Origin of the sequence: Cryobacterium sp. TMT4-10, from assembly GCF_004403275.1 — a bacterium.
Taxonomy (GTDB): Bacteria; Actinomycetota; Actinomycetes; order Actinomycetales; family Microbacteriaceae; genus Cryobacterium; species Cryobacterium shii.
The window spans coordinates 146,690-169,513 of sequence record NZ_SOGU01000012.1; the positions used below are offsets into that span (position 1 = coordinate 146,690).

18 protein-coding genes are annotated in these 22,824 nt (G+C 67.4%); 6 read left to right on the forward strand and 12 right to left on the reverse strand.

Annotation, left to right across the window (positions count from 1 at the left end; all coding sequences use genetic code 11):
- Positions 1 to 36: 36 nt before the first annotated feature.
- From E3T42_RS01315 to E3T42_RS01350, 8 genes are all read right to left on the reverse strand, one after another.
- Entirely contained in the window at positions 37 to 1,920 is a 1,884-nt protein-coding gene (locus E3T42_RS01315; RefSeq protein WP_134368028.1) for an FAD-binding monooxygenase, read from the reverse strand.
- A 164-nt stretch (positions 1,921 to 2,084) separates the two neighbouring features.
- Positions 2,085 to 2,930 carry a Cof-type HAD-IIB family hydrolase gene (locus E3T42_RS01320; RefSeq protein WP_241975750.1) on the reverse strand — a complete coding sequence of 282 codons (846 nt, stop codon included), beginning with the start codon at positions 2,928 to 2,930 and terminating at the stop codon, positions 2,085 to 2,087.
- 109 nt (positions 2,931 to 3,039) lie between these two features.
- On the reverse strand, positions 3,040 to 4,203 hold the full coding sequence (locus tag E3T42_RS01325; protein ID WP_134368026.1) for a C45 family peptidase: 1,164 nt from the start codon (positions 4,201 to 4,203) through the stop codon (positions 3,040 to 3,042).
- Positions 4,131 to 4,961, reverse strand: a complete 831-nt coding sequence (locus tag E3T42_RS01330) for an ABC transporter ATP-binding protein (RefSeq protein WP_134368025.1) — start codon at positions 4,959 to 4,961, stop codon at positions 4,131 to 4,133. The genes E3T42_RS01325 and E3T42_RS01330 overlap by 73 nt, the downstream gene beginning before the upstream one ends.
- Positions 4,958 to 5,764 (reverse strand): ABC transporter ATP-binding protein, encoded by an 807-nt coding sequence (locus tag E3T42_RS01335; protein ID WP_134402330.1) that lies wholly within the window; start codon positions 5,762 to 5,764, stop codon positions 4,958 to 4,960. Before E3T42_RS01335 ends, E3T42_RS01330 begins: the two co-directional genes overlap by 4 nt.
- Positions 5,764 to 6,591, reverse strand: coding sequence for an ABC transporter permease (locus tag E3T42_RS01340; RefSeq protein WP_134402331.1), 828 nt, complete (start codon positions 6,589 to 6,591; stop codon positions 5,764 to 5,766). Before E3T42_RS01340 ends, E3T42_RS01335 begins: the two co-directional genes overlap by 1 nt.
- Positions 6,588 to 7,520 carry an ABC transporter permease gene (locus tag E3T42_RS01345; protein ID WP_241975751.1) on the reverse strand — a complete coding sequence of 311 codons (933 nt, stop codon included), beginning with the start codon at positions 7,518 to 7,520 and terminating at the stop codon, positions 6,588 to 6,590. Before E3T42_RS01345 ends, E3T42_RS01340 begins: the two co-directional genes overlap by 4 nt.
- 38 nt (positions 7,521 to 7,558) lie before the next feature.
- The gene (locus E3T42_RS01350; protein WP_134402332.1) at positions 7,559 to 9,193 is read right to left on the reverse strand and encodes an ABC transporter substrate-binding protein; all 1,635 of its coding nucleotides are present in this window, start codon (positions 9,191 to 9,193) and stop codon (positions 7,559 to 7,561) included.
- A gap of 134 nt (positions 9,194 to 9,327) precedes the next feature.
- Between E3T42_RS01350 and E3T42_RS01355 the strand changes: the two genes are divergently transcribed.
- Positions 9,328 to 10,359, forward strand: a complete 1,032-nt coding sequence (locus E3T42_RS01355) for a LacI family DNA-binding transcriptional regulator (protein WP_134402333.1) — start codon at positions 9,328 to 9,330, stop codon at positions 10,357 to 10,359.
- 10 nt (positions 10,360 to 10,369) lie between these two features.
- Here E3T42_RS01355 and E3T42_RS01360 read toward each other — a convergent pair whose 3' ends face one another.
- Complete coding sequence (locus tag E3T42_RS01360; RefSeq protein WP_134402334.1) at positions 10,370 to 11,644, reverse strand: saccharopine dehydrogenase family protein; 1,275 nt, start codon at positions 11,642 to 11,644, stop codon at positions 10,370 to 10,372.
- Between the two features lie 150 nt (positions 11,645 to 11,794).
- Here E3T42_RS01360 and E3T42_RS01365 point away from each other — a divergent pair, with 150 nt between their 5' ends.
- The 5 genes from E3T42_RS01365 (at position 11,795) to E3T42_RS01385 (ending at position 19,965) form a co-directional block, all read left to right on the forward strand.
- Positions 11,795 to 14,761, forward strand: a complete 2,967-nt coding sequence (locus E3T42_RS01365) for an aminotransferase (RefSeq protein WP_134368018.1) — start codon at positions 11,795 to 11,797, stop codon at positions 14,759 to 14,761.
- 130 nt (positions 14,762 to 14,891) lie between these two features.
- Complete coding sequence (locus E3T42_RS01370) at positions 14,892 to 15,572, forward strand: CoA pyrophosphatase (protein WP_134368098.1); 681 nt, start codon at positions 14,892 to 14,894, stop codon at positions 15,570 to 15,572.
- Between the two features lie 46 nt (positions 15,573 to 15,618).
- Entirely contained in the window at positions 15,619 to 17,004 is a 1,386-nt protein-coding gene (locus E3T42_RS01375; protein ID WP_160141111.1) for a hypothetical protein, read from the forward strand.
- Positions 17,005 to 17,167: 163 nt separating this feature from the next.
- Positions 17,168 to 18,541 (forward strand): NAD-dependent succinate-semialdehyde dehydrogenase, encoded by a 1,374-nt coding sequence (locus E3T42_RS01380; protein ID WP_134368016.1) that lies wholly within the window; start codon positions 17,168 to 17,170, stop codon positions 18,539 to 18,541.
- A 170-nt stretch (positions 18,542 to 18,711) separates the two neighbouring features.
- Positions 18,712 to 19,965 carry an MFS transporter gene (locus E3T42_RS01385; protein WP_134368015.1) on the forward strand — a complete coding sequence of 418 codons (1,254 nt, stop codon included), beginning with the start codon at positions 18,712 to 18,714 and terminating at the stop codon, positions 19,963 to 19,965.
- A gap of 19 nt (positions 19,966 to 19,984) precedes the next feature.
- Here E3T42_RS01385 and E3T42_RS17135 read toward each other — a convergent pair whose 3' ends face one another.
- Genes E3T42_RS17135 through E3T42_RS17145 form a run of 3 tightly spaced genes read right to left on the reverse strand, consistent with a single transcriptional unit; the run spans position 19,985 to position 22,779 of the window.
- Positions 19,985 to 21,235, reverse strand: coding sequence for an HAD-IC family P-type ATPase (locus tag E3T42_RS17135; RefSeq protein ID WP_241975752.1), 1,251 nt, complete (start codon positions 21,233 to 21,235; stop codon positions 19,985 to 19,987).
- On the reverse strand, positions 21,175 to 21,555 hold the full coding sequence (locus E3T42_RS17140) for a hypothetical protein (RefSeq protein WP_241975753.1): 381 nt from the start codon (positions 21,553 to 21,555) through the stop codon (positions 21,175 to 21,177). Before E3T42_RS17140 ends, E3T42_RS17135 begins: the two co-directional genes overlap by 61 nt.
- Positions 21,556 to 21,564: 9 nt before the next feature.
- Positions 21,565 to 22,779 carry an HAD-IC family P-type ATPase gene (locus E3T42_RS17145; RefSeq protein ID WP_241975754.1) on the reverse strand — a complete coding sequence of 405 codons (1,215 nt, stop codon included), beginning with the start codon at positions 22,777 to 22,779 and terminating at the stop codon, positions 21,565 to 21,567.
- Positions 22,780 to 22,824: the final 45 nt, after the last annotated feature.

The window sequence follows — 22,824 nt, forward strand, 5'->3', positions numbered from 1 at the left end:
CGGGGGCGCCCCAAAGGGGGCGCCCCGCGGGGGCGTCTACCGAACGAGCAGCACCTGCCGGAAGAACGCCGCCAGTTCCTCGGTCTCGGCCAGGGGCAGCACGTTCGCCACGTACTGGTCCGGTCGAACCACCACGACGGCGCCGCCGCGGTCGATCCCGCGAAGTTCGAAGATGTCGTGCTCCGGGTCGGTGGAGTACACCTTCTCGTAGTCGATCAGCTCGAACGGGCCGATCTTCGGCAGGAACGCGGCCGGAACGCTGCCGATGTCCACGCCGGTGTGGTCCTGCTGGTAGATCACTTTGACGTCGAAGACACTGTCGATGTCGGTCCCGCCGGGAGTGTGCAGGATCAGCGGGGACTCCGGCGACGTCTGCAACCATTCGGCCCAGTCCGAGAGCGCCGAGGCCTCACCGGATGCCGCGGCATCCGCGAACGCGTACAGACGCCAGCGGCCATCCGCTCGGTGGTGGTGTCCGAGCTGCACGGGGTTGGCGTCTCCGACGCGCACCACCGAGGCGGACTTGAAGCGCTTGCCGAGCGGGAACCCTGCGGCCAGCGGCTGGTCGGCCGCCGCACCGATCAGCATCGACGGCGGGTATTCCGTCATGAACCCGGACGGGAACTCCGCCGTCCGAGTGTAGAAGTCCTCCAGCGGCACCTCGAGGTCCTCCGGCCTGGTCGCCATCAGGGTCGACCACTGCTTGTCGAAGTCGATCAGGTTCCTGGCGATGACCTGACGCTCGGCCGAGTACGTGCCGAGCAGGGATTCTGGGCTGCGGCCTTCGAGTACATAGGCGAGCTTCCAGGCCAGGTTGAAGCCGTCCTGCATCGACACGTTCATGCCCTGACCGGCCTTCGCACTGTGCGTGTGGCAGGCGTCGCCGGTGATGAAGACCCGCGGTGTGCGGGTGCCGACCTCGGCCGGCAGCACGTCGTCGAATCGGTCGGTGAGACGGTGGGCGACCTCGTAGACGCTGTGCCAGGCGACGTTCTTCACGTCCAGCGTGTAGGGGTGGATGATGGCGTTGGCCTTCGCGATGATCTCGTCGATCGTCGTCTTGCGCACCGCTCCGTTGTCGTCGGCGGACACCTCGCCCAGGTCGACGTACATGCGGAACAGATAGCCGCCCTCACGAGGGATGAGCAGGATGTTGCCGCCGGTCCCGGACTGGATCGCGCACTTCATCCGGATGTCCGGGAAGTCGGTGACCGCGAGAACGTCCATCACTCCCCAGGCGTGGAACGCCTGGTCGCCGGCGAGCGTGCAGCCGATGGAATCGCGCACGGCGCTGCGGGCGCCGTCCGCGCCGACAACGTACCTGGCATGGACGATGCGCTCCTGGCCCGCCCGTTCACCGTCGGTGTGCACCAGCGTCACCGTCACGGGGTAGTCGCCCTCGTCGGTGTTCACCAGGCTGCGGAAGTCGAAGCCGTAATCCGGCTCCATCCGCGTCGGCGAATTGGCCATCACCTCTGCGAAGTAGTCCAGCACGCGGGCCTGGTTGACGATGAGGTGCGGAAACTCGCTGATGCCGGCCGGGTCGTCGACCGCGCGGGCGGAGCGGACGATGCGGGACGCATCCGTGGGGTCCGGCGTCCAGAAGGCCATCTCGGTGATGCGGTACGCCTCCGCGATGATGCGCTCCGCGAAACCGAACGCCTGGAAGGTCTCGACGCTGCGGGCCTGGATGCCGTCGGCCTGGCCGATCGCCAGGCGCTCGCCGCGACGCTCCACGATGCGAGTCGTGATGCCGGGGAAGTGGGAGAGCTGGGCGGCGGTGATCATGCCGGCGGGACCCGTTCCGACGATGAGAACGTCGACGTTCTCGGGGAGCTCGTCGGGGCGATCGATGCCGACCCCCGCGGCGTCCTGAATGCGCGGGTCTGTGGACACGTATCCGTGGTGGTGGAACTGCACGGCTTCCTCACTTCTTTGTGGGCGGATCTGCGGGCGAAACGGACGTCACTGTCGTTGCGTGCTGGCTGTTGCGGGTAAAGCGCGCGTTCGATAATAGAACGCAGAGTTCGATTATCGCTTCACTAATGATATATCATATGGCTGCCCGCGCCAGGAGACAAGCGCTAGGGGACAAGCACCGGCTTCAGGTTCGGCAGGGCCTCACGGATGCTGCTGACCACGCCCGCCTCCGCGTTCGACGCCGCGGTGTGGCGGGCACGCGCACGGATGCTTGCGTGCGCGTTGGCCATCGCGTAGGAGTGCCCGGCGGCGTCGAGCATCTCGGCGTCGTTGAGGTAGTCGCCGAATGCCATCGTCTGCTCCCGGCTGACCCCCAGATGTCGCTGCAGCCGCACCAGCGCCCGGCCCTTGTTCGCGCCCCGGTGCATCACATCGACCCAGTTCGGGCCCGAGACCACGACATCGGCCGGCAGCCCCAGGCCCCGGATGGCCGGGCCGCTGCGCGTCTCGGCCCGGCCTGCGTCGTAGATTGCCAGCTTCAGCACATCGTCATCGAGGCAGGCGGCGTGCACGTCCGCAACGATCTCGACGGCGGCGTAATAGCGGCGGACGTGGTCGACGAAGGCCGCATCGGTGCGCTCGATGTAGGCGGTCCGGGCGCCGCAGACGACGATGCCCAGGTCGGCTCCGTCGGCCACGGTGGTGCGCACCCACTCCACGAGCGGGGCGATGGCCGCGTCCTCGACGGGTTCGCGGTGCAGGCTGGAGCCGCCCTGCATCACGCTGGTGCCGTTTTCCGCGATGTAGATCAGTCCGTCGCGCTCGCCGAACATGCCGTGGAGGGTCTGGTACTGCCGGCCGCTGGCGGGAACGAAGACGATTCCGGCCCGCAGGAGGTCATCGAGGAGAGGCCAGAACGCGTCCGGCACGTGGCCGTCGTCGTCGAGCAGGGTGCCGTCCATGTCCGAGACGATGAGACGGATGTCGGCAAGCTCTGCGGGGTAGGACACTGCGGCGGCTTTCGGTCGTTGTTGATTCCCTGGGAATCCCCGAGTGTTTGCTCGCGTTCCTCGGAAGGTGGCGACGACGCTGTCTCTCCTGATGATGTCACCTCCAGGATCAGCGCCCCACACCGCCGGTTCGGTGTTCAGCTACCAATCGCACCGTCTCGGTGTCGATTGTGTCCGCAGGAGAGCCCGCCGACACCGTCATCCCTCGCGCGGCGGAGTCCAGGGTTATCGTTGCCAAGGTTGCCCAGCGGTCGCCTAGAACGGCACCATCCGCGGGAACGCAGCAGAGCTGGGCCGGGTCACCGGGTTGGGATACGAGGAACGGCAAGAGGCCTGACGCATCAGGCGGAAGCGGCGAAAGACGTACCCGGTCTGTCAGCGTTGCGAGGCGCAACTGAGAGTCCGGGTCGTACAGGCCCGGCTTTTCGCCCTGGGCCAGCCGGTCATCGAGGAAATGGTTCGTGTGGAGCAGCACGTCGTTCTGCGGCTGGACAACCGCAGCACCCACCGGGCTCAACTCAACGATCACGGCGCCTTCCGGACTCACGACGGTAATGGCGCTGGATGTGCTGACGGGTGCGCTGAGCAGAATGTCGACCGCCTCTGCAAGGGTTGACGCCTGAGCCAGCACCCGGGCTCCGACCAGGTGCACGGGAACCCCGTCGGCCCGGTCGGCCCGGTGGCCCAGGATATTGAGCAGAATGCCGACGCCGGCATCGTTGATGCCGATTTTGCTGATGATGCCGTACTCGGTCAGGCCGACGAAGTCGCGGGCGTTCCCGCGTACCTCCTGCAGGTGCCAGTGGTCCGACAACTCGTCATGCCAGTCCCACGTTTGGGCGCCGATGGGATTGTTCCGCGCGTTCACGATTGTCGAGCATTCACCCGGCTTCGCACCGAGGCCTCCAGAGAGGATTTCGGTGCGTGCGTTTAGGGCAGCCACCTGCCAGACGGCGAGTCCGGAACCCTCGGCGGTTCCCTCCATCTCCGAGGCCAGGTCCATGCACCATTCCCTGGTGGCCCGCAGCGCGAGTTCCGCGTTCAACTGCACCGTCTCCGGGCTGATGCCGGCAGTGGCGAAGAGAGCGAGGTAGATGGAGAGGCTCTCGGCCAGCACATCGCGGATCGCGCGGCCGCGTTGCAGACCGCGCCCGAAGGGATCCGTTGAGTCGACTTGGATTGTGATCGGAGGGTCAGTGATCATGAGGTGATTTCCTCCCGAAGGGCACGGATAACGCCGCGCTGGGGTTTCCAGCCGGGGCGAGGTGCACACTCGAGAAGCAGTTGAGTGTACGGATGCTGCGGGTTGGTCAATACTTCGGCGGTGGAGCCGCGCTCCACAATGCTTCCGCGGCGCATCACGACGACCTGATCGGCGATCATCTGTACGACCGACAAATCGTGTGTGATGAAGAGATAGGTCAGCCCCCTGGACTGGCGCAGCTCGGTCAGGAGGGCAAGGATTTGTGCCTGGACGGTGACATCGAGCGCCGCCACAGACTCGTCCAACACGATGACGGCAGGATCAGCGGCGAGGGCGCGGGCAATGGCCACGCGCTGCCTTTGGCCGCCGGAGAGCTCGCCCGGAAGCGCTCCCAGCTGGTGCGGTTCCAAGCCCACCTGTGCGAACAACTCGATGCAGCGCGCCCGTCTGGCCGCACGATCGAGGGAGGTGTGGGCGCGCAGGACCTCGTCTACGGCGGTCTGCACCGGCAGGCGGCGGTTGAGTGAACTCTGCGGGTCCTGGAAAACCATCTGGATCTGACGCGCCCGGCGGCGCAATTCGCGCCGGTTCGCCTTTGCTGCGACCGGGTGGCCCGCAACCCTGACGGTGCCCGAGTCTGAGGTCTCCAGCCCGACGATGATGCGTGCCAGCGTGGTCTTGCCTGACCCTGACTCGCCGACCACGGCCAGACAAGACCCGGACTCGACCGTCAGCGTGACCGCATCGAGCGCCGTCACTGCCCCGCTGGAGTGACCGGTGTGAAACGTCTTGGTGAGCGACTCGACGGTAATCGCGGGCGTGGTCATTCGGCGCCTCCTGCTGTGCGGGTCCAGATCACGCCGGCCGGGCGGGAGTCCATCAACTCCCGTGTGTAATGATGCTGCGGATCGTCGCGGAGCTGTTCCGGCGCGCCGGTCTCCACTACGACGCCGTCCTTCATGACGTTGATCCGGTCGCAGACCGCGGCGGCAAGGTCGAGATCATGGGTGACGAACAGCATGGCCATGCCGAGTTCACGCCTGCAATCGTCAAGGATCGCCATTACCTCCGCCTGGGTGGTGACGTCAAGGGCAGTCGTCGGCTCGTCCGCGAGCATGAGTCGCGGTCTCCCGGCGATCGCCCCCGCGATCACGACCCGCTGGAGCATTCCCCCTGAGAGCTGGTGTGGGTACGAACCGAGGACGCGGTCCACGTGGTCGATGCCGACCTGCTCGAGGAGCTCGCCGGCGCGGAGCCGGGCTGATCGAACGGAGAGCCCCTGGGCATCGTGCATGCCCTCGACGAGGTACTGCCGGATGGGAAGCACTGGGTTGAGCACCGCGTGCGGGTTTTGGGCGATCATCGAGACGTCCCTTGCGCGCATCAGGCGTAGCGGCTCACCCCGCAGCGCGAGCACGTCGATCCCGTCGAGGGTGATGCTGCCGGTGACCCTAGCATTTCTTGGTTCAGTGCGGAGAATCGACCGCAGGGTCATCGACTTTCCACTGCCCGATTCGCCGACCAACCCGACGGCCTCGCCGGAATCGACGGTGATCGACACGTTATTGAGGATCTGGCGCGACGAGTGCTCACCGGCGATGGCTAGGTTGAGACCACGAATGTCCAGCATCAGGCCTTCCTTCCGGCGGCCGCGCGGCCGCCCAGTCGTTCGCCGATGTAGCCGAGGGCGGCCACGGTCAGCACGATGCACAACCCGGCAAGGACACTCTCGGCCGGGTATCCCTTGAGCAGGGATTGCTGCCCGTTGGAGACCATGAGGCCCCAGTCGGCCTGGGGTGGCTGCACACCAAGACCCAGGAAGGACAGGGCGGCGAGTTCGATCATCGCGAAGCCAAAGTTGATCGTCGCCCCGGTCACGATGAGTGGAGCCACGTTGGGCAGCAGGTGCCGGGCCGTGATGGTGACACCGGAGATACCCTGCAGCTGTGGCGATCGTGTGTAGGGCAGGTTACGTTCGCGCATGGCCGTGCTGCGGATGACTCGGGCCGTGTACGGGATGTACGCGATCGACAGAGCGAGCGCGGCTGTGGTGAGGCTGGGTCCGAAGACGGCGATGGCGAGCATCGCGAGCAGGAGGTTGGGGAATGCGAACAGAAGGTCGAGCACCCGACTCATGAACGAGTCCACGATTCCACCCCACCAGACGCTGGTCAGTGCCAGCGTCGTGCCGAAGACCGCCGTGATGACGACCACGATCAATGGGCCGGTCAGGCTGGAGCGCGCTCCCCAGAGCAGCCGGGAGAAGATGTCTCTACCTGCCTGGTCCGTGCCGAGCAGGTGGGCCATGCTGGGGCCTTGGTAGCGCTGGGTGACGGAGCCGATGGTCGGGTCGTAAGGGGCGATGATCGGTGCCAGCAGGGCGCCGAGCACAACCAGGGCGACGAAGCCGACGGCGATGGAGCCGAGGGGGCCCATTCGTTGAAAGAACCTGCTCACTTGCTGCGCCTCGTTCCTACCCGCGGGTCGATGGCTGCGTACAGCACGTCGACGAGCAGGTTGATGATGCCGAATGCCGCGACCAGGATGATCGCGATTGCCTGCACGACTGCGAAGTCTTTTCGCTGAACCGCTCCCACCAGCAGAGTGCCGAGCCCGTCGAGGGTGAAGGCGTATTCCACGACGAAGGATCCGGCGATCAGCCCTGCGATGTGAACGCCGACAATGGTGCTCACCGGGAGCATGGAATTGCGTATGACGTGGCGGCGCAGGACGAGCATGGCAGGAACTCCGCGGGCACTCGCCATGACGGAATGCTCGGAGTCTCGCTCCTCCCGAATGGCGGTGCGGGTGATGCGGGCGACCACGGCAGCGGACGGCAGGGCAAGGGCGAGCGCCGGGAGCGTGAGGTGCCAGATGCGATCGAGAAGGCCCGTCCCGGAACCGAAGACGGGGAACCAGCCCAGGCCGACGCTGAAGATGCTCATCAGGAGCAGAGCCGCGAAGAAGGTCGGAACAGCGAATCCCAGGTTGGAACCCAGGAGCACGACCTTGTCGACGATTCCATCGCGGACGCCGGCCCCGATGCCGAGTCCGACACCTAGCACCACGATCACGATGGCTGCGAGCAGCACGAGCATCAGCGTGGTGGGCAGGCGGTTGGCGAGCAGATCGCCCACTTCTTGACGGTTGGCAAGGGACTGCCCGAAGTCGCCCTGTAGAACGTTGGTGAGCCAGTTCCAGAAGCGGACGAAGAAGGGGTCATCCAGTGAGTACTGTTCGCGGATCGCGGCCAACACGTCCGGCGAAACGGTGCGCCCCTGAACCAGGAAGTTCTCCGGGCTGCCGGGTGCCGCGTACATGGCGGCGAACACCAGGAAGCTCGACACAACGAGCACCCCGGCCAGAGCGAGCAGCCTTCGCGTCATGAACATCACTGAGATAACCCCTTCTCGATCCCGATCAACTACTTGGCCGCGGCCCCGAGGTCAGCGGCCCAGGGGTAGTAGAGGTAGACGAAGGATGCCGGGACGCCCGTAACCCGCTTGTTGAGGAACAGTCGCACCGAGGGGTCGGCGATCGGGATCCAGGGCAGGTCTGTCATGGCGATGTCCTGGATCTGATTCACGAGCGCAGCGCGCTTGTCTTCGTCGGTCGTGGCGGCGGCCTCGGCGAGCAGGTCGTCGACCTCCGGGTTGCTGTACTCGTTGTAGTTCTGAGATCCGCCGGTGCCCATAATGGTCCGGAGGAAGGCGAGCGGGTCCGGCACGTCCATGTAGTTGTTGGTCACAAACGCGTCGTGGCCCTCGCGTGCCTTCGGGTCTGAGAAGAACGCACCGAACTGGGCGCTCGGGATTCCTTCCGGCTCCACCGTCAGCCCGATGGCAGCAGCGCCGTTGGCGATCTCCGAGATGATGTCGGCGTAGTACGTGCGCTCGGAGGGGTAAACGATCTTGATCGGCTGAGTCAGGTCGACCGTGGCAGCCTTGAGCGCTTCCTTAGCTCCGTCGATGTCGACGCCGGTCGGCGCGAGCTTGGCCCGGCCGGATTCGAACTTTGTCGTGCCGTAAGCCCAGCCGTTGTCGGGGATCAGCGATCGGGAGGCCTGGGCCGTTCCCTCAAACACCGTAGATGCGATGGCTTCCCGATCGGTGGCCATCATGAGGGCCTTGCGCACGGCAGGGTCAGCGAACGCGCCCTTGCCGGTGCCGATGATGGCGACCAGCTGCAGCGAACGTCCGAGGTTGAGAGTGCCCTCGGTGGAGTCCTGAAGGGTGCTCAGCGCACCCAACGGCACGTCGTAGGAGCCGTCGATGGCACCGGTGGACAGGGCGCTGGCGATGGCTGCGGAGTCGACGATGAAATTGATGTCGACCTGCGCGGTCTTGGCTGCCCTGTCCTCGTTCCAATAGCTGTCATTGCGCTGGAGGGAGATGGACTGGCCCTCGTTCCAAGCGCCGACGGAGAAGGGGCCCGTGCACATGACCAGGCCGGCGGGGGTTCCGTAGCCTTCGCCGGCGGCTTCGCGGTGTGCCTTTTCCACCACAGTGCCCACGGGGGTGACCATGTAGGAGTTGAAGGTCGCATCCGGTGCCTTGAGCTTGACGGTGACCTCCCAATCACCGGTCTGGTTGATGGAAGCGATGTTGTCGACAATGCCCCCGGCCCAGTAGCTGCCCTCGTTCGGGTCGAGCTGACGACCCAGGCTGAAGAGAACGTCCTCGGTGGTCATCGGCTGGCCGTCCCAGAAGGTGACACCCTGACGCACGGTGTAGATGTACGTCGACGCGACGGGGCTTTCCACCTTCTCGGCCAGGTTGGGTGTGATGCTGTAGTCGGGCTGCAGCTGCATCAGACCTTCGCAGAGGTTTGCGACGACAGTGTTCTCGGGGTAGTTGAAGGCCTTGATCGGGTCGAGCGATGCAGGCTCGCCGAAGGGTAGGTTCCAGGTGGCGAGGTCGAGCTCGCCAGCGGCCTCTGGCGTGGTGACCAGGAGATCGTCGGTGGCGAGGCTCGGGCCCTCGGAACTTTGGGGCGCACCGGCGCAGCCGGTCAGAGCCAGGGTGAGTACCGCCAGAGCGGTGACTGCTTTCTTCTTCATATGGAGCCCCTAATTTTCTTGGAGAGGGAGATGGCGGACCGTGCAGTGTTTAGGAACCTAGCGGAACAAAACGTTTTGGTCGAGAAATATGCAAAACGATTTGTGAATTGATTTGACGGAGTAGAGTGCTCCTCGTGAGCACTTCAGGTCGGCGAGTCACCATTCACGATGTCGCGCGCAATGCCGGGGTTTCGATCACAACTGTTTCTCATGCCCTGAACGGCAAGGGTGTGGTGGCGGAGGCCACGCGGCAGAGAGTCCTCGATGCCGCCTCGAGCCTCGGCTACAGCGCGGATGCGATCGCGCGGGGGCTCCGCAGCAATCGTCTCGGCATTCTCGGGCTGGTGATCCGCCCTCTCGACACCCTGGATTCCTACCTGCCGGTCGGTGTGGACTACTTCGTGCGGTTCGCCGGGGCCGCCGCCGTGGCCGCGCTTGACCGCGGGTTCGGGTTGATGCTGGTGCGTGACCCGACAACCGGAAGCGTGCCGGGGATCGCGCTCGCCGTGGACGGCTTCATCATTTCCGATCCGGTCGGCAACGATCCCGTGATCGGATTGCTGAAGCGCAACGGCATCCCTCTGGTGTCGGTGGGCCGAGACGTGGAACGGCCTGACTTTACTGACTGGATCGGAACGGGCACCGTGGCCGATGCGGCGGAGGTCTTCGCCCACCTGCTCGACCGCGGCGCGCGGCGTGTCGCACTCGTCGCCGGTACGGATGCCAATGCCTGGAATGCGGACAGCGAGATTGCCTATCGCTCCTGGTGCGCCGGACGGGGCCAGAAGGCGATCGTCTACCGGGAGGACGAGCGTTCCGGGGAGAGCGGTGGTCGAATCGTCGCCGAGGCGATGCTGCAGTCGGGGGAGCCGGTACCCGACGGAATCTACTGTTTGACGGGGCGGCATGCCTCCGGACTGCAGGCACGTCTCCGGGAATCGGGCATCACCATCCCCGGAGACGTGATGATCGTTGCCGGGTCTGATTCCGAGCAGACCCGCAGTAGCACTCCGGCGATCACCTCCGTAGACCTGAGCCCGGAGGAAACGGCCACAGCGGCGGTCAATTTCCTGCTCAGCCGGCTCGATGGTGACTCGCGGAGCGGCCCGCCGTCCGTCAAGAACGTCCTGCGTGCCCGCGAGTCGACCGACCGTCCTCTGGTCTGATTCCTCGCATTCAGCCGCGCAAGCGGTCCTGGAAACCCCACGACTGGCCGTAGCCGGCGGGCTCGGGTGCCTGCATCAACTCGAGGAAAGGCTTTGCATCAAAGGCTTCCGGGCCCAGTACTCCGACGCCGCCCCACTCGCCTCCGGCGAGCAATTCCAACGCAATCACCGGATTGAGTGCGGTCTGCCACACCACGCACTGGGCGTCGTATTCCTTCATCGTCCACTCGTAGTCGCTGACGTGGTACAGGTAGACCTCTCGGGGGGCACCGTCCAGCCCCAAGCCGGTGACCCATACGCCGGCGCAGGTCTTTCCCGTCATTCGGGGTCCGATTGACGCCGGGTCAGGCAGGCAGGCCGCGACGACGTCGCGGGGAGCAACCATCGCGGAACCGGCCGCGGCTCGCACTCGCACCGGTTCGACGCTGTCGAGGCCGAGCAGGTGCAGGGTCTTCAGAACGCCGATGAATTCCTCAACGAGCCCGTATTTGAAGGTGACCCGCTTCGCTTCTAGCCAGCGCGGCATTAGGAGCACCTCTTTGTGCTCAACGTTCACGCACTCGACCGGGCCGATCCCCTCGGGGAAGTCGAACATCTCGGGCTCGCTGAACGGGGCCGTCGTGAACCAGCCGCGGTCCCTTTCGAAGATCACCGGAGGGTTGAGGCACTCTTCGATTGTGGTCCAGATGCTGAACGACGGTGCGAAGATCTCATTGCCGTTCTCGTCCCGGACGATCAGGTTCGCGCCATCACGGGTGCCGAGTTCGTCGATCTCGCTGAACAGGTGGTCGGAAGCGTACCGCGCGAACACGTCAGAGAGCCCCGGCTCCACGCCCATCCCGACCAGGGCCAGGCGTCCGGTGTTCTCCCAATCGGCGGCCTGCGCGAACTGCTCGTCGCCGAGTTTGACCCCGGTCTGGGCGAGCGGGTCGGTGGGATGCGGCTTTGACATGCTCATCGCCATGTCGACGTAGTCGGCACCGGCAGCGAGGGATCCCGCGAATATGCTGGAAACGAACTTCGGTTCGACGGCATTCATCACATGGGTGGCCCCGTGCTCGAGGGCAACTGCTGCCACCCGCTCGGGGTCTGATGCGTCGATCTGCACGGCCTTGAACCGGGCGGAGACGTCTTCTCCGTGCTTGGCTGAGATCGAAGCGACGGTGCGCTCCGCGCGGCGGAGGTCGTAGTCGCTGACCACGATCAGTTCATAGAAGGAACGGCGAGCGATGATCTTGGCGAAAGCGTCGCCGACGCCGCCGGCTCCAACTAGAAGAATTTTCATTCTCTGAAGCTATATTAGGCTATCCGTCATTGTCACCCAAAATAACGGACGTAAACAACCAAAACAAGTCCAAAAAGTACGGAATCCGCATTCCGTGGTCGTGCAGGCAGGCGGCCGGGATTCAGTGCGCGAACTGCGAGGAGCGTCGACGTGTCCGATTTTGATTTCTTCAGTGGCGAGGGACTCGTCCGCCCGGACATCACCACGACGGACGCCGAGTCCATGGCGGCGTCGCTTTTCGGGGTCCTGGGCACGGCCCGCGAACTCGGCAGCCAGCAGGACCGCAACTTCCTGATCACGCGCCATGACGCGGCTCCAGGCGCCCAGCGGTACGTGCTCAAGGTCGACAACCCCGCCTTCTCCGCCACGGAGCTGGCCGCGCAGGACGCGGTGATGGAGTACCTGTCCGCACGCGGGATGCGGGTGCCGCGGCCGGTGCACGGACTGAACGGCAGCATCCGTCAGCACTGGCCGGCCGCGGAGGCCACCCTCCCCGTGCGGCTGCTGACGTTCATCGAAGGGCCCTCGCTCGAGGCGCAGGGCTATCTGGCCCCGCCGGTGGTCAGGGCGCTGGGCCGGCTCTCGGGCACGACGGCAATGCACCTGCGGGACTTCGCGGCGGACGGGCTCGACCGCACGTTGCAGTGGGACCTGCGCAACGCGAAAGCCGTGATCGACCTGCTGGTGCACTGGGTGCCCGAGGAGGAGACCCGGGCGCGGCTGAGCGCCATCGCCGACAGCGCTGCCGCGCGCCTCGCGGGCGTGGTGTCCGGCCTCCGGCTGCAGACCATCCACGGGGACATCACCGATGACAACGTGATCTGCCGGGTGCTGCCGAACGGCCACCACCTGCCCGAGGGGGTCATCGACTTCGGCGACCTCGGAACCGGGTGGCTGGTCGCGGAGCTCGCGGTCACCACCGCATCCGTGCTGCACCACGTTCCGGACAATCCGTTCGCGGCCCTCGAGGCGATCGTCGCCTTCGACGAGGTGGTTCCCCTGACCGACGACGAGATCGTAGCGCTCTGGCCGCTGATCGTGCTCCGCGGGGCGGTGCTGGTGGCCAGCGGCGAGCAGCAGGTGCGCATCGACGAGGACAACGACTACGCCCGCCACCGGATGGACGCGGAATGGCACGTGTTCGCCGCGGCCAGCGCGATCGGCTGGGAGGAGGCGGAGGCGGCCATCCGGCAGGCGCTGGGCCGGCCGTCCCGGGCCGGTGCCGAGCCCGAAACGATCGCCCCCGACAGGATCGTGCCGCTGATCCCCGCGCTCGCCGGTGGCGACTGCGAACTGCTCGACTTCACGGTGACCAGCCCGGCCCTGGCCGACGGCCTCTGGCAGCAAACGGATGCCGAGGGGCAGCTCGCGCGCGCAGCCCTCACCCGTCGCCGCGTCGCCGTCGCCCCCTACGGCCAGTTCCGGCTCACCCGGACCCAGTCGCTGTCGCGGCGGGAACCGCACACGTTCGCCCTGTTCACCGAGGTCTTCCTGCCCGCCGGATCGGAGCTCATCGCGCCCGCGGACGCCGTGGTCACCGCCGTCGAGGTCACAGAGGAGGGTGACGGGGACAGCCTGGTCCTGGCCCTGGCCGGGATCGAGCTGCGCATCGGCGGCGTCACGTCGGGTCTCACACCCGGGGCAGCGGTCGCCGCGGGGGAGACCCTGGGCGTTTCGAGCCCGGCCGGCCGGGTGACCGTGCAGGAGCTCACCCGCCCGGGCCTGCCGGCCCCGCACTTCGCGCAGCCCTCCCGCGCCGCCGCCTGGGCCCGACTCGCCCCGGACCCGGCGCGGTGGCTCGGGATGGCGCCGCAGGCATCCGTCGTCGACCCCGCGGGGGAGCTGGCCCGGCGCGCCGCCGTCATGGCCGCCGCGCAGGAGAAGTACTACGAGCAGCCGCCGCAGATCGAACGGGGGTGGCGCGAACTGCTCATCGACACCCGGGGCCGCTCCTACGTCGACATGGTCAACAACGTCGCCGTGATCGGACACAGCCACCCCCGGTTCAGCCGGGCCGTGGGCGACCAGCTGCGGCTGCTGAACACGAATTCCCGGTTCCTCTACTCGGCGCTGGCCGACCTCTGCGAGCGGATCGTGGCCAAATCGCCCGACCCCGGCCTCGACACCGTGCTGCTGGTCAACAGCGGGAGCGAGGCCGTAGACCTGGCCCTGCGCCTGGCCCGGATCCACACCGGCCGGGGCGGCGTCGTCGCCCTCCGGGAGGGCTACCACGGCTGGACGATGGCGTCCGACGCCGTGTCGACCTCCGCCTTCGACAACCCGCACGCCGTGGCCTCGCGGCCCGACTGGGTGCACATCATCGATGCACCGAACTCCTATCGGGGTCGGCACCGAGGCGCCGCGGCGGCGGCGGACTACGCGGCCGATCTGGCGCACCTCCTGGCCGACCCGGACGGCCCCGGAGGCGACCTGGCCGCCTTCATCTCCGAGCCCGTGCTGGGCAACGCCGGCGGCGTCGTGCCCCCGGAGGGCTACCTCGGCCTCGTCTACGAACAGATCCGTGCCCACGGCGGGCTGTGCATCGCCGACGAGGTGCAGGTCGGCTACGGCCGCCTCGGCAGCCACTTCTGGGGCTCGGCGCAGCAGGGCGTCGTCCCGGACATCATCACCGTGGCCAAGGCCATGGGCAACGGCTATCCGCTCGGCGCGGTGCTCACCCGCCGCGACATCGCCGAATCCCTGGCCCGCGAGGGCAACTTCTTTTCCTCGGCCGGCGGCAGCCCGGTCAGCTGCGTCGCGGGCCTGGCCGTGCTCGACGTCATCCGGGACGAATCCCTGCAGGAGAATGCGGATGCCGTCGGCCGGCACCTGGCGGGCCGGCTCGCGCTCCTCGCGGAGCGGCATCCTCTGATCGGGATGGTGCACGGCATGGGCCTGTATCTGGGAGTGGAGCTCGTGCGCGATCGGGACTCCCTGGAACCGGCGACCAGTGAGACGACAGCGATCTGCGAACGGATGCTGGAGCTCGGCGTGATCGTGCAGCCCACCTCGGAGCGGCAGAACGTGCTCAAGATCAAACCGCCCCTGTGCCTGAGCCGGGAGAGCGCCGACTTCTTCGTGGACCGGCTCGACGAGGTGCTGCAGGATGGCTGGTAGCATGCCCGACGTGCCTGACCACCCGACGTGCCTGACCACCCGACGTGCCTGACCACCCGACGTGCCTGACCACCCGCGCGCCGACCACCCCAGTGCCGAGCACCCCAGTGCCGACCACCCCAGTGCCGAGCTGGCGGCGCTCTGCGAGCGCGGTCTCGACTGGCGCACCGACCTGTCGCGGGTGCTGCCGGACTCGTCCCGCGCCCGCCACGCCGCCGTGCTCGTGCTGTTCGGTGTTCTCGACTCCGCGCCCGCGAGTGCGCCCGCCAGTGGGCCGGCGCGGACGCCGGGGCAGGGGAACGGGCACGTCGGACGAGATCTGGATGTGCTCCTGCTGCGGCGGGCGGCCACCCTCGGGAGTCACCCGGGGCAGATCGCCTTCCCGGGCGGCCGACTCGAGGCCGCCGACGCCGGCCCGATCGCGGCGGCGCTGCGGGAGGCCGTCGAGGAGACGGGACTCGACCCGCACGGGCTCGAACCGCTCGGCACCCTTCCGGCGCTGGCGGTGCCCGTGAGCAACCATCTCGTCACGCCCGTGCCGGCGTGGTGGACGCGCCCGTCCCAGGTGGCCGCGATCGACCACGACGAAACCGTCGACGTGTTCCGGATGCCCGTGGCGGACCTGCTCGACCCGGCCAACCGGGTGAGCACGACGCACACCTACGGCAACCGCAGCTACCGCGCCCCGGCGTTCACCGTCGACGGCAAACTGGTTTGGGGGTTCACCGCCATCGTCCTCTCGCGCATGTTCGAAGAGCTCCGCTGGGCGACGCCGTGGGACCGCGACCGGGTCGTCGAACCCGACGGCTGAACGGAAATCGGGGGAGAAGTGCTCTGCTCCGGGGTAACGTATGCCGATGACCCCGGATACCGAGCTTGCCCCGCAGAGACCGCACTATCGCAGGGCCTGGCTCGACGCCAAGCTGATCGGGCCGCTCAGCATCGCCGCGCTCGTGGGCGCCCTCGCCGTGCTGTGGGTCGTGTTCCGGCCGGCCGGCGAAGGTCTTCCCCAGCTTCTCGGGGAATTCCTCGGCGCCGAGGGCGTGCTCCTGCTCTCCATCGGCCTGGTTCTGATCAGCACCCTCCGCTCGGTCGAGCAATGGTTCAACGGGATCGACCACGCCGCGCTGTGGCACCGCAGGGTCAACATCGCCGGGATGGTCGCGATCTCCCTGCACGCCCTGGTGACCGCGGACGTGCAGGCAACGGACATCGGCCCGAAGCTCGGCCAGATCGGGCTCATCGGCCTCGCCCTGCTCACCGTCTGGGCGATCGCGCCGCGCTGGCTCTCGTTCGTGCCGAAACGGCTGCGGCTGCAGGTGCTGGGGAGTCTCCCCAGAGTGACGGGCTCGAGAGTGGTGCGCCTGGCCGGCATCCCGTTCCGCAGTTACGCCCTCTGGCGCTTCGTCCACCGCTTCACCGGGGTGTTCGTCGCCTTCGGCTTCGTGCACGGCCTGCTCGACGGAAGCATGTTCGGCTCGGCCGTGCTCCGGTGGACCTACCTCGTCATCGGCGGCACGGGGCTGGCCTTCTACCTCTACCGGGAACTGCTCGCCCGTCGCTTCGCCCGCACCTACGACTACCAGGTGGAGTCCGTGCAGCCGATCTCCGACAAGCTGGTCGAGATTGCGCTGAAGCCGCTGGGCCGACGCTTCGAGTACCGGGCCGGCCAGTTCGCCATCCTGCACCTCGAGGCCAGGGACGGCTGGCACCGGCATCCGTTCAGCATCGCCAGCGCACCCGCGGACGCCAACGTGCGGGTCGCGGTCGGGGCGCTCGGGGACTTCACCTCCGACATCGCGAACCTGGTCGCCCCGGGCATGCCGGCGGTGATCAACAGCCCGCACGGTCACTTCGACTACCGTCGGGGCACCGAGCGGCAGGTGTGGATCGCCGGCGGCATCGGCGTCGCGCCGATCCTCAGCTGGCTCCGGGACGCCACACCCGGCACTCTGCCCACCCGCGTCGACCTCTACTTCAGTTCCCGAGGGCCCGCACCGTACGGCGCGGAGATCCGCGAGCTGGCGGCCCGCCACGATTCCATCCACCTGCACCTGATCGACACCTCAACCGAGCCGCGGCTGAGCCTGGCGGGCGTCCTCGGGGCGGCCGAGTGCCCGCCCCGGGAACTGTCAGCGTTCATCTGCGGGCCCGAGGTGATGGTGAACGCCTTCCAGAAGGGCCTGCAGCGGTCAGGCGTCAGGGCGGCGAACGTGCACCGGGAGTACTACAACCTCCGTTGAGCGCCGGGGCCGGGTGTGAGAGCCGGCGGGCCCGAGATCGGTCGGCGCAAATGCTCCCTAAAAGCTCTGATTGCGGCAGACTGTAACGACACGAACCCGGCCTGCTCCGGCAGCAACGGGCCCATTCTCAATCGGCGTCAGCGAAGAAACCTGTGGAGAAAACATGAACAAATACGTAGTCACGAACCCCGCCACCGGGGCCAGCGGAACCAGCTTTGCCCTGGCAACGGACACGGAGGTGACCGACGCCGTCGGCACCGCGGACCGTGCCCACAGCGACTTCTCCCGCCGCACGTCGGTGGCCGAGCGTGCCGCCCTGATGCAGCGCGTCGCCGACTTGCACACCGAGCGCCGCGAGCACCTCGCCGAACTCATCGTGCGCGAGATGGGCAAGCCCGTCGAGCAGGCGCTCGGCGAGGTCGACTTCTCCGCCGACATCTACTCCTACTACGCGACCCACGGCGAGGCGTTCCTCGCCGACGAACCGATCGAGCTCCTCGGCGGGGAAGGCTCCGCCTTCATCCGCAACGCCTCCCTCGGCGTGCTCCTCGGGATCATGCCGTGGAACTTCCCCTACTACCAGGTCGCCCGCTTCGCCGGCCCGAACCTGGTGCTCGGCAACACGATCCTGCTCAAGCACGCCTCGCAGTGCCCCGAATCGGCCGCCGCCATCGAGCAGATATTCACGGATGCCGGCTTCCCGGAGGGCGCGTACCGCAACCTCTACGCGTCCAGCGCCCAGATCGCCGACATCATCATCCCGGATCCCCGCGTCTGCGGCGTGTCCCTGACCGGTTCTGAGGGGGCGGGAGCCGCCGTCGCCGAGGTCGCAGGCCGCAACCTCAAGAAGGTCGTGCTCGAACTCGGCGGATCCGACCCGTTCATTCTGCTCAGCACGGACGACCTCGAGGAAGCCGTCGACGCCGCCGTCGAGGCTCGCATGGACAACTCCGGCCAGTCCTGCAACGCGGCCAAGCGGTTCATCGTGATCGACGGCCTGTACGACGCCTTCGTGGAGAGCTTCACGGCGAAGATGACCGGCAAGATCCCTGCAGACCCCCTGTCTCCGGACACGACGCTGGGCCCGCTCTCGTCCCTCGGTGCCGCCGAGGGCCTCGAGGAGCAGCTCCAGCGCGCCGAGACCCAGGGCGCCACCGTTCACGCCCGCGGGCGCCGCGACGGCGCCTTCTTCTCGCCCACGGTACTCACCGGAGTCTCCCCGCAGAGCGACGCCTACCGGGAAGAGTTCTTCGGCCCGGTCGCGGCCGTCTACCGCGTGCAGGACGAGGCCGAGGCCGTGCAGGTGGCCAACGACATCCCCTACGGCCTGGGGTCCTACCTCTTCACGACGGATCCGGAGCAGGCCCTGCGCATCGCCGATCAGATCGACGCCGGGATGGTCTTCATCAACGGCTCGCTCCTCGACGGTCCGGAACTTCCCTTCGGCGGAGTGAAGCGGTCCGGCTTCGGACGGGAACTGGGCCGCTTCGGCATCGCGGAGTTCGCCAACAAGAAGCTCATCCGCATCCTGAAGTAACGCCGGGGGTTACCCGGGGCGCCGCTCGGGCGGCGACGTGACCGCCGGTCATCGTCGCCGTCCGGCCGCGATCATCCGCTCTTCGTGGCTTCCGAGGCGTAGCCATCCACGCCGACCGGGTCGATGATTGCAGGTGTGACGGGCTGGAGCGTGCCGATGGGTCGTGGGGTGTGAACCCCGCGGCGCTGCGGGTGCAGCGAATCTACCTGGTCCTGCTGCTCGGCAACACGCTGGCGGCGTCGTTCATCTGGGGCATCAACACCCTGTTCCTGCTCGACGCGGGGCTGTCGAACTTCGAAGCCTTCGCCGCGAACGCGTTCTTCACCGTGGGCATGGTGATTTTCGAGATCCCGACCGGGGTGGTCGCCGATACGGCGGGGAGGAAGGTCTCCTATCTGCTCGGGACGGTCACCCTGTCCGTCACCACCGGGCTGTACTGGATGCTGTGGCTCTGGCATGCTTCGTTCGTCTGGTGGGCGGTCGTGTCCGTGTTGCTGGGGCTCGGCTTCACCTTCTTTTCCGGCGCGGTGGACGCCTGGCTGTTCGACGCGCTGACGTGGACCGGGTACACCGGCAGCTGGGAGGCCGTGTTCGGCCGCGGGCTCGCAGTGACGGGCATCGCGATGTTCGCCGGCTCGGTGCTCGGCGGCGTGATCGCGCAGGCGACCGATCTCGGGGTTCCGTTCCTGCTGCGCGCCGGGGTGCTGATCCTGATGTTCCTGTTCGCGTCCGTCGTGATGAAGGACCTCGGTTTCACCCCTGATCGCGGGACGGGTCCGCTCAAGGCGACCCGGAACGTGCTGACCCAGTCGATCGAGCACGGGCTCGGGAAGCGCTCCGTGCGCTACGTGATTCTGTCCGCGCCGTTCGCCTCCGGAGTCGGGATCTATGCCTTCTATGCGCTGCAGCCCTACCTGCTCGACCTCTACGGCGACCCGTCGGCGTATTCCATCGCCGGGCTGGCCGCTGCGATCCTCTCCGTGGCGCAGGTGGCCGGCGGCATTCTTGCGCCCCGGATCCGCGGCCTGTTCGCCCGGCGCACCACCATGGTGATCGGGGCTTCCCTCACCAGCGTCGCCGCGCTCGTCGTGCTCGGCCTGAACAGTCTGTTCTCCCTCGCGGTCGTATTCCTGGCGGTCTGGGGGTTCGTGGTCGCCGTCGCCGCACCGGTGCGGCAGGGTTACCTCAACGACATGATCCCGTCGAAGCAGCGCGCGACCGTGCTGTCCTTCGACTCGCTGTTCGGAAGCTTCGGTGGGGTATTCATCCAGCCGGGCCTCGGTCGCTCCGCCGACCTCTGGGGATACGGGACCTCGCTGGTGATCGGCGGCCTCGTGGAACTCATCGGGATCCCGATTCTGTTCGCCAGCCGACGACAGCGCGATCCCGCCGACACGACCGGGGCGCGGCCTCCGCGCCCCTGAACGCCGCGGTCTGTTCTGACTACAAGTCCACCCGGTCGGCGGCCACGGGCAGAGCCACCTGGGCCGTGGCCGGCTCGGCGTATCGGGTCCGGGTCCGGGCCCGGATGAAGAACTTGCCCAGCTCGCCGAGCAGCAGCAGTGCCACGGCCGGCACCAGGCAGATCGCCCACTGGGCGCCGGTGAGGGGAACGGTGCCGAACACGTCCTGCAGCAGCCGGATCTGCGTGATCAGCATCGAGCCGATGACGGCCCGGGCGAAGGCCCAGAGCAGTCTCGAGTTGGACAACGTGGACGGCCCGAAGGCGCTCTCGGTGGGGTAGCGCAGGTTGAGCGCGACGCTGATGTTCATCAACCCGAGGCCGACGATGGCCATGGTCTGTTCGACCTCGAGCGAGTCATAGCTGGTCTTGCCGATCTGCACGAGGACCAGCGTCGCGGCGGCCATGAACAGCCCCACCAGGAGCAGCCGGATCATCATCGCGCGCACGATGATCGGTTCGTTGAACGGCCGGGGCCTTCGGTCCATGATGCCCGGCGTCGACAGGTCCAGGCCCATCACGGCGCCGATGGGTGCGACGATCGCCATGTGGATCCAGAGCACCTGGGCCGGGTCGAGCAGCGCCGTCCCCGCGATGGCGAAGGCCGACGAGCCGAGGAACGCCAGGATGAACATGAACAGGTTGGCAACCTGGACGCGAATGAACTTCTGCAGGTTGTCATAGACCAGCCGGCCCTGCTCGACCGCGGCCACGATGGTGGCGAAGTTGTCGTCGGCCAGGATCATCTTGGCCGCTTGCTTGGCGACGTCGGTGCCCGTGATGCCCATCGCGATCCCGATGTCGGTCGCAGCGATGGCCGGCGCGTCGTTCACGCCGTCGCCGGTCATCGCGACGATGTGGCCCTTGCGTTTGAGCACCTGCACGAGCCTGACCTTGTGCTCCGGGGCTACCCGGGCGATCACGCCGATCTCGTCCACCTGGCTGTCGGCCTCCGCGTCGCTCATGGCTGCGAACTCCGCACCGGTCACCGCGCGGCCCTCGATGCCCAGCTCCGCCGCAATCGCGGCCGCGGTGACGGCTTGGTCGCCGGTGATCATCCGCACCCGGATGCCGGCCCGCTTCGCCGTGGCGATCGCGGCCACCGCCTCGGCGCGCGGCGGGTCGACCTCGCCGATCAGCGCCGACAGTTCCAGATCCTGCATCAACGCCATCAGGCCGCCGGCCGGGTCGAACGTCGACGGGTCGAACTCGCGCTGGGCCAGGGCGAGCACCCGTCGACCCTGGCCGCGATCCGGTCGTTCTCGGCCAGCACCTTCTTGCGCGTCTCCGCGCTGAGGGGTTCCGCTCGGCCGCCCGGCATCCGTCCCGACGAAGACCGGGAGAGGAGCACGTCGGGGGCGCCCTTCACATAGGCCCGGATCACCGGCCGGCCGTCGGCCCCGGTCATCAGGTGGAAGGTGGCCATGAACTTGTAGTCGGAGTCGAACGGCACCGACGCCACGCGCGGATGACTCCGGCGGAACTCCCGCACGTCCATGCCGCCCTTCTGGGCGAGCACGTACAGGGCACCCTCGGTGGGGTCACCGACCACCTGGCCGTCCTAGATGTCGGAGTCGTTGCACAGTGCGCACGAGAACATCACGTAGTCCAGGTTGCGCTCGGCGTCGCCGGTCGTGCGCTGCACCTGACCGTCGAAGCTGTAGCCCTCCCCACTCACGGTGTAGTGGTGCTGCACGGTTGTGATCTCTCGCGCCGTCATCTGGTTCAGTGTCAGGGTTCCGGCCTTGTCGGAGTTGATGGCCGACGTGGAGCCCAGCGTCGGGGCCGCGGGCAGGACCTTCATGATGGCGTTCTTCCGGGCCATGTTGACCGAGCCCACGGACAGGATCGTCGTCACGACGGCAGGCAGCGCGTCGGGGATGGAGCCGACGGCCAGGGCCACGCCGATGCCGAAGAGCACCGTGAAGGATTCGCCCTGGATCAGGCCCATCACCACGATCGCCACGAAGGCGAAGAGTGCCGCGATGATGATGAAGATGGTGAGCCGGTCCACCTGCCTGGTGAGCGGGCTCTTCTCCACCTTCTGGCTGGCCAGCATGTTGGCGATGTGGCCGACCTCTGAGCCCATGCCCGTCGTGGTGACGAGGATTTCACCGTGGCCGCGGGTCACGTTGGTGTTCATGAACGCCATGTTGAGGCGGTCGCCGAGCGGCACGTCGGAACGCCCGATGGCCTCGGTGTTCTTCTCGACCGCCACGCTCTCGCCGGTCAGGGCGCCTTCCTCCACCTGCAGGGTCGCCGCCAGGATCACGCGGCCGTCGGCGGGCACGCGGTCGCCCGCATCGACGACCACGATGTCGCCCGGCACGATCTGGTCGGCGGGGATCTCGGCGATGTCGCCGTCGCGGCGCACCTTGGCCACCGACTTCATCATCTTCCCCAGGGAGGCCGCGGCCGCTTCAGCCTTGCCCTCCTGGTGGTATCCCAGCCAGGCGTTGAACAGCGTCAGCACGGCCAGCCCCACAGCGGTCCCGTACTCATTGATCAGCAGGCTGACCAGCACGGCGGCGACGAGCACGATCTGCATGTAGTCGCGATAGTGCTTGAAGAACCGCTTCCAGACCGGCTCCGGCTTGGCGGCGACCAGCGCGTTCGGGCCCTTCTCCTGCATCCGCTGCCGGGCCGTGTCGGCGCTCAGCCCCGTGGCCGGGTCCACCCCCAGCCGGCTCGCCACCTCCTCGGGTGTGAGTGCGTACCAGCTCGCCGCCGAGGCGGCAGCCGCGGGCCCTGCGGGGACTTCGTAACTGTGCTTCATGAGCTTCTCCTGATCACCTGTTCCCCCGTGTTTTCTCCCAGCAGT

Coding starts and splice junctions, on each gene's coding strand:
- E3T42_RS01330 (WP_134368025.1), bottom strand. CDS start 4,961: ATGACCACGCCCGCGATTACCGTCGAGTCGCTCACCAAGACGTTTCAC.
- E3T42_RS01335 (WP_134402330.1), bottom strand. CDS start 5,764: ATGCTGGACATTCGTGGTCTCAACCTAGCCATCGCCGGTGAGCACTCG.
- E3T42_RS01345 (WP_241975751.1), bottom strand. CDS start 7,520: ATGACGCGAAGGCTGCTCGCTCTGGCCGGGGTGCTCGTTGTGTCGAGC.
- E3T42_RS01350 (WP_134402332.1), bottom strand. CDS start 9,193: ATGAAGAAGAAAGCAGTCACCGCTCTGGCGGTACTCACCCTGGCTCTG.
- E3T42_RS01360 (WP_134402334.1), bottom strand. CDS start 11,644: ATGAAAATTCTTCTAGTTGGAGCCGGCGGCGTCGGCGACGCTTTCGCC.
- E3T42_RS01375 (WP_160141111.1), top strand. CDS start 15,619: ATGACCCCGGATACCGAGCTTGCCCCGCAGAGACCGCACTATCGCAGG.
- E3T42_RS01380 (WP_134368016.1), top strand. CDS start 17,168: ATGAACAAATACGTAGTCACGAACCCCGCCACCGGGGCCAGCGGAACC.
- E3T42_RS17145 (WP_241975754.1), bottom strand. CDS start 22,779: ATGAAGCACAGTTACGAAGTCCCCGCAGGGCCCGCGGCTGCCGCCTCG.